Source organism: Paenibacillus sp. 01L418, assembly GCF_056400045.1.
This window is the reverse complement of the sequence record NZ_JBFTSN010000294.1, coordinates 1-8,351: the sequence shown is the minus strand read 5'-3', so window position 1 is coordinate 8,351 and position 8,351 is coordinate 1. Positions and strand designations below refer to the sequence as shown.

Here is an 8,351-nt window from a genome sequence, read left to right as displayed (position 1 = left end):
GGGAAGCGGAGCAGGTCTGGGCTGGATTTTTTATGTTTTACAATAATGAGAAAAGCAGAAGCCTATTAGAAGAATGGCTGTTTTATTGCCAAGATTATAAAGTGATTTCGAATGCTGAAAATAGCAGCGGCCTGCCGAACTTCCCGGAATTTATCGATCATCGTTACGACCAGTCGATTCTTTCGCTGTTGACAGTTAAATACAGCTTGCCGGTGACAAAGGATATGTATCATTATTTTATGTTGCCAGACAGGAAAGTTACACCAGAATGAAAGGAGCTTGCCCGATGAATGTGAAGGTCAGCATAGTAATCCCGTGCTTGGATGAGGGTAGATTTATTGAACAAACCGTCGATTCTTGCTTAGCTTCTTCCTATTCGGAGATTGAAGTAATCGTCGTGGATTATGGATCAACAGAGCCAGCGACGATCGATCTAATAAATAGTTTAAATAAACCAAAGACGAGAGTCATTTATGAGAGGAACAGTGGACTCCCGGCTGCGAGGAATGCGGGGATTAAGGCAGCACAGGGCGACTTCATCGTATCGCTGGATGCAGATGATTTGCTCCATCACAGCTTTCTTGAGAAGGCGATTCGCCTGCTTGAGCAAAATCCAATGGCAGGCATTGCTTCGCCAGGCTATCATACTTTCGGGGCTGTTCATTATAGCTGGGAGCCGCCGGTCTTTCATTTTGGCCGCTTGTTAGCTGAAAATATTATATGCATAAGCGCTCTCTTTCGGAAGCAGGCTTGGCTTGAAGCTGGCGGCTATAACGAGGGGATGACGGATGGTTATGAGGATTGGGACTTTTGGATTTCGCTTTCGAAAAAGGGCTGGACCAGTGTAGCTGTAAATGACGCCCCGCTGGCTTATCGTGTATTAAGCGCCGATTCCGATGGTTCCATGCATGATCTGCTCCGTAAACAAATTGTGAATAACCATCCAGAGCTTTTTCACGAAAACCGCTTGGATAAGCTATGGCTCAGCTGGCTGTGCGACGAATGGGAGGTTAGGAGAATGCTGCGCAGGCGGCTTGGTCAAGATCTTGAGCTCGCGCCAATCGTAAGCATCGTCATTCCCTGTTACAATTACGGCCAATACGTGGAGGAGGCCGTAGATTCTTGCTTAAACTCGACCTTTCAAGAGATTGAAATTATTGTCGTAAATAACGGCTCTACTGACCCGTACACGATCGAAGTTCTGCAACGCCTTCAGCGGCCAAAAACGAGAGTCATTCATGTTCAGACGAATATTGGTCTGCCGTATGGACGAAACGTTGGCATACGCGAAGCAAGAGGGAAATATATATTGCCCCTTGATGCGGACGACAAAATACAGCCTACTTTAATAGAGAAGGCTTACCGCATATTAGAAGCGAGACCGGAGGTTGGCTTCGCAACTGTCGGCTTGGAGTATTTCGGCGATCAATCGTGGGTTTGGATTCCGCCTGAATTTGATTTTAACCGCTTGCTCTCTGAAAATATTGTTTGTGTCACCTCGCTTGTTCGCAAAAGTGCTTGGTTATCAGTAGGCGGTTACAATGAAGCGATGATACACGGCTATGAGGATTGGGATTTCTGGATTTCGTTATGCGAGAGGGGCTGGCGTGGGACTGCCATTCATGAAGCCTTGTTATTATACCGGCGTCATGGCCATTCGTTGTCCTATGATGCGGGACAGAAGCACGCGATGATTGTTCAGCAAATACGAGCGAATCATCCGAGATTATACTGAAACAGCGACATTGTTGAAAGAACGATGAAGATGCCCTAAGGCTTTTGTCCAAACCATCTGCATCTATCATTCATTGTATAGTAGTGAGTGTGTAGAAGGAGGCGGGAAGGTGCCAAAGGTAACGGTTTTGATGCCGGTTTATAACGGTGAATTGTTTTTGCGCGAAGCAATCGAGAGCATTTTAAATCAGACATTTCAAGATTTTGAGTTTTTAATTATTGATGACGGCTCCAAGGATCAGAGCGCCGCAATCATTGCCTCTTACTCGGATACAAGAATCCGTTTCTTTAGCAATGGATCAAACTACGGACTTATTTTCACGCTGAACAAGGGGCTTGTTCTTGCTCAAGGCGAATATATTGCTAGAATGGATTGTGATGACTTTGCTTTTCCTGATCGTTTGGCAAGGCAGGTTGAGCATATGAATCAATACCCGGATATCGGCCTTTGCGGTACAGCGATGAAATATATGCATACCGATATTTGGGTTAAGCATCCAACCGATCATGAGGACATTAAGGCAGGGCTTTTGTTTTATTGCTCTCTAAATCATCCAACGGTCATGATGCGGAGCTCCGTCGTTAAGAGCTACTCGCTTTATTATGACTATCAGAGTCCACATACGGAGGATTATGAGCTGTGGACGAGAATGGCGCAATTAACCCGCATCACGAATATACCTGATGTTCTGCTTCATTACCGCATTCATAGTGAGCAAATAGGCGCGAAGCATAATGCGGAACAACAAGAGATCGGGAAAAAAATTGTATTCAATCAGCTGATTCAGATGGGGCTTCTGCCTACCGAGGATGAGCTTAATCTTCATATGAACGTATGCGAGAGACGTTTGCAGGCAACAGACGGTTTTGTTCAAGGGGTGACAAGCTGGTTCGATAAGCTTCGGGCAAAAAATATCGAAACAAACCATTATTCCCAGCAGAGCCTTGAAAATGTGTTGAATTCGTATTTTGCTGAGGTTTCAAGCTATTATCATGCTAATCTGCCAGTTGCCAAACCAGCTTCAAGCATAAGGAGAACGAAGCCGTTAAGAAGAAACGGACGTAAAAGGTTAGGAAAAAAAACAACCGGCATGCGAAGAAAAAAAAGTAGTAAAGGTGCATCAAGCAGGAGAGCTGTCAGCCGGAGCAAGCGCAAGGGGAGTGTCCAGCCACGGATTAAAGGGAGCGCAATAAAAGGAAAGAAGCGGGCATCATAAAAACAAAAGCCACAGCGACTAGGGATAGTCGCTGTGGCTTTTGTTTTTATGACCGTATTTATTGCTGATCGATATACCATTTCACGGTCTTCTCTAACCCTTCCGGCAAATCCGTCTGTGCCTTGAAGGAGAATAGCTGCTCTGCTTTGGATGTGTCAAGGCATCTTCGCAGCTGCCCGTCGGGTCTGCTTGCATCCCATCGTATATTTCCGGTGTAGCCTGTTTTCTCCGCAATTAAATGAGCGAGCTCTTTAATCGAGATTTCGCGGCCTGTGCCAATATTGACAGGCTCTTCGCCATTAAACTGCTCTGCGGCTTGCAGAATAGCTGTTGCAGCGTCCTCCACATATAAAAACTCTCTTGTTGCAATCCCTGTGCCCCAAACCTCAATGTAATCAGCATTCTGTTCTTTCGCCTCTAAGCATTTGCGAATAAGCGCAGGAATGACATGCGAGGTTTCCAGATCAAAGTTATCTCTGGGACCATACAGATTAACGGGTAGAAGGAAGATGGAATTAAAGCCGTATTGCTTGCGATAAGCTTGAGACTGAACGAGCAGCATTTTTTTGGCTAAGCCATAAGGTGCGTTTGTCTCTTCTGGATAGCCGTCCCACAGCTCTTCTTCCTTGAATGGAACATTGGCAAATTTGGGGTAAGAGCAAATCGTTCCGCAGGCTACAAACTTTTCGACGCCATGAAGACGAGATGCCTCTGCGAGGTGGATGCCCATCGACAGGTTGTCATAGAAGAAAGAACCTGGATTTGCGCGATTGGCTCCAATCCCACCTACTTTTGCGGCCAAATGAATGACGATATCCGGTTTATAGTCTTGAATGACGGACAAACATGCGGCCTGGCTAGTTAAATCATATTGCCGGCTCCTCGGTACAACAACGTCTGCTGCATCGTATTTAGCAAGCAGCTCGACGACATGCGAGCCTAAGAAGCCGGAGCCTCCGGTGACCATAATTTTTTTCCCTTTCAATTGACTCATTATCAGCCTCCGACCTTTCCTATTTAACCTAAATATATAATTCTACTTATCAGATTATGTAATCGGCTCTTAATGTGAGCATGTCTTTGCCTATTTATAGAATAGAGTTTGAGAAGCTTCCATTACGTCCATACCAATTCGTTTGAGAGACATACTATGTTACTAATTGGGATGATAGGGAAGGGGCAGATGTTTTGAAGATTGCTTTTGTAACAGGGATTACGGGACAAGACGGCGCATATCTAGCGGAATTGCTGTTAGATAAGGGATATATTGTACACGGATTGCAGAGAAGAAGCTCTCTGCCGAATACCGGAAGAATCGACCATTTGTTGAATGATTCCAGCATTAATGAACAAAGATTTTTTCTTCATTATGGAGACCTAACGGATTCTTTAAACATAGTGCGAATTATTGAACAGGTGAAACCGGATGAAATTTATAACTTGGCAGCGATGAGCCATGTTCATGTCAGCTTCGATACGCCAGAGTATACAGCCAACGCAGATGGCATCGGAACGCTGCGCATACTGGAAGCTGTACGACTGCTCGGGCTTACGCAAAAAACAAAAATTTATCAAGCCTCCACATCTGAGCTTTACGGGCTTGTTCAACAAATTCCGCAGCATGAGAATACACCGTTTTATCCCCGCAGTCCTTATGCAGTTGCCAAGTTGTATGCCTATTGGATCACAGTAAACTACCGCGAGGCCTACGGCATGTTCGCGTCCAACGGTATTCTCTTTAATCATGAAAGTCCTTTGCGAGGAGAAACATTCGTTTCACGCAAAATAACGAAAGCTGTTGCCCGCATAGCGCATGGACTGCAAGACAAGGTTTACTTAGGAAATTTAAATGCGCAGCGAGACTGGGGACACGCAAGAGATTACGTCGAGGCGATGTGGCTGATTCTTCAGCAGAGCGAGCCGGAAGACTTTGTTATTGCAACAGGATACACGACAGAGGTTAGAGAGTTTGTTCGTCTTGCTTTTGCCGAGATCGGTGTGGAAATAGCATTTAAAGGGGAAAAGGAAGACGAAGTGGCCTATGTAAAGGCATGCCATAATCCAGCCTATTCGCTTCCGGTCGGCAAGGAGGTTGTTGCCGTGGATGCCAAATATTATCGGCCTACCGAGGTTGAGCTGCTGCTCGGAAGTCCTGAGAAGGCAAAGAAACAATTAGGGTGGACACCTAAATATGACGTTCAAGCGCTTGTTAAAGAAATGGTTATGCAGGATATGAATGCACTAAAAGGAGAGCGAGGCTAATGAAAATAATTTTGCTCTCGGGAGGCTCCGGCAAACGATTATGGCCGCTTTCGAACGGCTCGCGAACGAAGCAATTTTTAAAGGTGCTCAAAGGGGAGAACGGCGAACGAGAATCGATGGTTCAACGGGTGTGGAGACAGCTGCAAGAGGCTGGTCTTGAGGCTTCATCCTATATCGCCACATGCTCCTCTCAGGTGGATTTGATTAGAAGCCAGATTGGCAACCAAGTTCCGATCATCGTGGAACCGGAGAGAAGAGATACCTTTCCGGCTATTGCTTTGGTTTCCGCTTATTTGAATTCAATAGTGAAAGCTTCTAAGGACGAGATCGTATGCGTGCTGCCTGTAGACCCCTATGTAAATACAGATTTTTTCAAAAAGATCAAGGAATTAGAGCAGGTTTTGAGAGGAACGAATGCGGAGGTTGCCTTAATCGGATCACGTCCGACTTATCCTTCAGAGAAATATGGCTATATGATTCCATCTCCTATGAATCTCGCATCACAGACTAATAATAGCATCGTGATTACAAGTTTTGTCGAGAAGCCGCCAGCGCTGATTGCCAAGGAGTTAATAGACAATGGTGCACTATGGAATTGCGGCGTGTTTGCCTTCAAGCTTGATTATTTGCTCTCGCTTCTACGCGATCGAAATTACCCAACCTCCTATCAACAATTATCCCGTCAATATGATGCGCTGCCCAAAAACAGCTTTGATTATGAAGTGTTGGAAAAAGCGAAGCAGCTCAGAGCCATCGCATATGAAAATGAGTGGAAGGACCTCGGCACATGGAACACGCTGACGGAGGAAATGGATACGAATGTAATTGGGCAGGGTCTTATAAGCGACGATTCGAACAATACGCATGTGCTTAATGAATTGGATATTTTGGTGACGGTGCTTGGTTTATCGAACATTGTTGTAGCAGCAAGTCCGAATGGCATTCTCGTATCCGATAAATCTGCGAGTCCCCGCATTAAGGAAATGATGCAGCCTATCGATCAGCGACTGATGTACGAGGAGCTCCGCTGGGGCTGGTATCGCATTTTGGACGTGTTTAAGCTGGAAGACAACCGAGAGACGCTCGTGAAAAAAATTGTGGTTCATACAGGAGAGCATTATGTTCCGGGTTCATTGCCCTCTCGAAGGGTTATATGGACCGTTCAAGCCGGCAAAGGCGTAGCGATTGTGGATGGTAAGCCGCTAAACGTCGCTCCCGGGGATTGCTTGGAAATGGAGTCGACAACAAGCTACAGCATAGCCGCTTTAACGGAGCTTACTTTAGTGGAAGTACAAATAGAGACGACGAGCGGAGTGGACGTATGACATTTAGAAAAAGGATGCTGGTCTTATCCATCATCGACAGCTTGCTGCTCCTCGGCAGCTGTCATTCTCTACGCAGCGGAGTTGCTGCTTTTCACAGATGAACAAATTCCTTTTCTGATGCTTGTGGTGCTGGGACTAATCTCTGCGGCGCTGCTCGGCGGTTTCCGAATATGCTTTATGAATGTGATGGAGCATGCCAAGGCATCCAAGGTTACGAGAAAAAAAGCGTTAATCGTTGGCGCAGGCGCTGCAGGCACGATTACAGCTAAACAGCTGCTGCTTTATGACATTGCAGAGCTTACGCCAATCGGTTTTATTGACGATAGCAGCAAAAAACAAAATTACGAAATTTACGGCATTCAGGTTTTGGGCAAGCGAGAGGATATTCCGCATATCGTCGGTACGTATGGCATAACAGACATCATTATCGCCATACCTTCAGCTCAGAGCGAAAAGTTGGACAGCATCGTTGCCATCTGCAAGCAGACTCCAGCTTATGTAAGCATATTGCCGCGAATGAAGGATATCATTTTAGGACGAAATCAGGATAGCAAAGTTAAAGAGCTGGATCTGAAGGAACTCCTGGGCAGAGAAATGATTAACGATTCGTTAATTGATGTGAAGAGTTATATTCAAGACAAAATCGTGCTTATTACGGGTGCAGGCGGATCAATTGGGGGCGAGCTCGTCAACCAGGTTGCGAAGTGTAATCCCAACAGCATCATATTGCTTGGGCACGGAGAAAATAGCATTCACCTTATCGAAGGTGTAATGAGAGAAAGATACCCGGATCTCCTCCTTCATAGCATCATTGCAGACATTCAGAATGCACCTGAGGTGGAATATGTATTCCGCCGGCATCAGCCTCATATTGTATTCCATGCTGCCGCCCATAAGCATGTCCCGTTAATGGAAAATAACGCTTCAGCAGCCGTCAGAAATAACATATTTGGCACGCTGAATGTTGTAGATAATGCGATCATGGCTGAAGTGCAGCGATTTGTATTCATCTCTACCGATAAAGCGGTGAGTCCAATTAATGTGATGGGAATGACGAAGCGAATGGCAGAAATGCTTGTGCAGTCCAAAGTAAAAAGCAGTGCTACGATCTTCTCGATTGTTCGATTCGGCAATGTACTGGAGAGCAGAGGCAGCGTAATCCCCATCTTCAAGAAACAAATCGCAGCAGGCGGGCCGGTAACGGTGACGCATCCGGATATGGTTCGTTTTTTTATGACGATACCAGAGGCGGTTCATTTGGTTATGCAAGCAGGCGCATTGTCAAACGGCGGGGAAATCTTCGTGCTCGACATGGGCAAGCCGGTGAAAATTGATGACCTTGCGAAAGCACTGATTCGTTTTGCCGGTTATAAGCCGGAGCAAGAAATGAAAATCAAATATACAGGCATGCGCCCTGGCGAGAAATTAGCAGAATCGCTATTTTACGAGAAGGAGAGCATACTGCCAAGTCTGCATCCCAGAATTTTTATAGCTTCGCCGCGAACACTCGATGAAGAGCAGCTGCGGTCGGATCTAAAGAGGCTGGAGTCGGCGATTGTTTTCGAGCAAGGTGAAATTAAAAATATTTTAGGGAAAATTTTGAAAAAGCATGGGTTAGATGAAGATGAGCACGGCGATGCAGAGTGATGCGAGCAATTGATGATTGTGTAAAAAAAGCACATGAAAGCAATCGATTGGCGCTTGCCATCATCGGATCTACCGCGAGGCATAACAACCCGCCGTTTATCATTGGACCTGCCAGAGAATCGCAGACTTTTGTAGCCTGTTTCTATATTGTTCCAGAGCGTGAGCA

7 protein-coding genes and 1 pseudogene are annotated in these 8,351 nt (G+C 45.8%); 7 read left to right on the top strand and 1 reads right to left on the bottom strand.

Annotated elements, in window-relative coordinates; all coding sequences use genetic code 11:
• The 3 genes from AC1DSE_RS25265 to AC1DSE_RS25255 all read left to right on the top strand — a co-directional run.
• Positions 1–272, top strand: a 272-nt coding sequence (locus AC1DSE_RS25265; RefSeq protein ID WP_477528363.1) for a hypothetical protein, incomplete at its 5' end; no start/stop codon positions are given.
• A gap of 14 nt (positions 273–286) precedes the next feature.
• Entirely contained in the window at positions 287–1,735 is a 1,449-nt protein-coding gene (locus AC1DSE_RS25260; protein WP_477510615.1) for a glycosyltransferase family 2 protein, read from the top strand.
• A gap of 109 nt (positions 1,736–1,844) precedes the next feature.
• Positions 1,845–2,951 carry a glycosyltransferase family 2 protein gene (locus AC1DSE_RS25255; protein ID WP_477510616.1) on the top strand — a complete coding sequence of 369 codons (1,107 nt, stop codon included), beginning with the start codon at positions 1,845–1,847 and terminating at the stop codon, positions 2,949–2,951.
• Between the two features lie 58 nt (positions 2,952–3,009).
• On the opposite strand, the gene AC1DSE_RS25250 is transcribed toward AC1DSE_RS25255, so the two are convergent.
• Positions 3,010–3,945 carry a GDP-L-fucose synthase family protein gene (locus AC1DSE_RS25250; protein ID WP_477510617.1) on the bottom strand — a complete coding sequence of 312 codons (936 nt, stop codon included), beginning with the start codon at positions 3,943–3,945 and terminating at the stop codon, positions 3,010–3,012.
• A 194-nt stretch (positions 3,946–4,139) separates the two neighbouring features.
• Between AC1DSE_RS25250 and gmd the strand changes: the two genes are divergently transcribed.
• The 4 genes and pseudogenes from gmd to AC1DSE_RS25230 all read left to right on the top strand — a co-directional run bounded on the left by gmd (position 4,140) and on the right by AC1DSE_RS25230 (position 8,185).
• On the top strand, positions 4,140–5,213 hold the full coding sequence (gmd, locus tag AC1DSE_RS25245) for a GDP-mannose 4,6-dehydratase (protein ID WP_477510618.1): 1,074 nt from the start codon (positions 4,140–4,142) through the stop codon (positions 5,211–5,213).
• Entirely contained in the window at positions 5,213–6,538 is a 1,326-nt protein-coding gene (locus tag AC1DSE_RS25240) for a sugar phosphate nucleotidyltransferase (RefSeq protein ID WP_441886737.1), read from the top strand. The genes gmd and AC1DSE_RS25240 overlap by 1 nt, the downstream gene beginning before the upstream one ends.
• 60 nt (positions 6,539–6,598) lie before the next feature.
• Positions 6,599–7,039, top strand: a pseudogene (locus AC1DSE_RS25235) (nucleoside-diphosphate sugar epimerase/dehydratase); the annotation flags it as partial.
• A gap of 15 nt (positions 7,040–7,054) precedes the next feature.
• Complete coding sequence (locus tag AC1DSE_RS25230; RefSeq protein ID WP_477510639.1) at positions 7,055–8,185, top strand: UDP-N-acetylglucosamine 4,6-dehydratase family protein; 1,131 nt, start codon at positions 7,055–7,057, stop codon at positions 8,183–8,185.
• Positions 8,186–8,351: the final 166 nt, after the last annotated feature.

What these genes read in the sequence shown, in the direction of transcription:
- AC1DSE_RS25250 (WP_477510617.1), bottom strand. Translation starts at nt 3,945, where the DNA reads ATGAGTCAATTGAAAGGGAAAAAAATTATGGTCACCGGAGGCTCCGGC.
- AC1DSE_RS25230 (WP_477510639.1), top strand. Translation starts at nt 7,055, where the DNA reads ATGAAGGATATCATTTTAGGACGAAATCAGGATAGCAAAGTTAAAGAG.
- AC1DSE_RS25240 (WP_441886737.1), top strand. Translation starts at nt 5,213, where the DNA reads ATGAAAATAATTTTGCTCTCGGGAGGCTCCGGCAAACGATTATGGCCG.
- AC1DSE_RS25260 (WP_477510615.1), top strand. Translation starts at nt 287, where the DNA reads ATGAATGTGAAGGTCAGCATAGTAATCCCGTGCTTGGATGAGGGTAGA.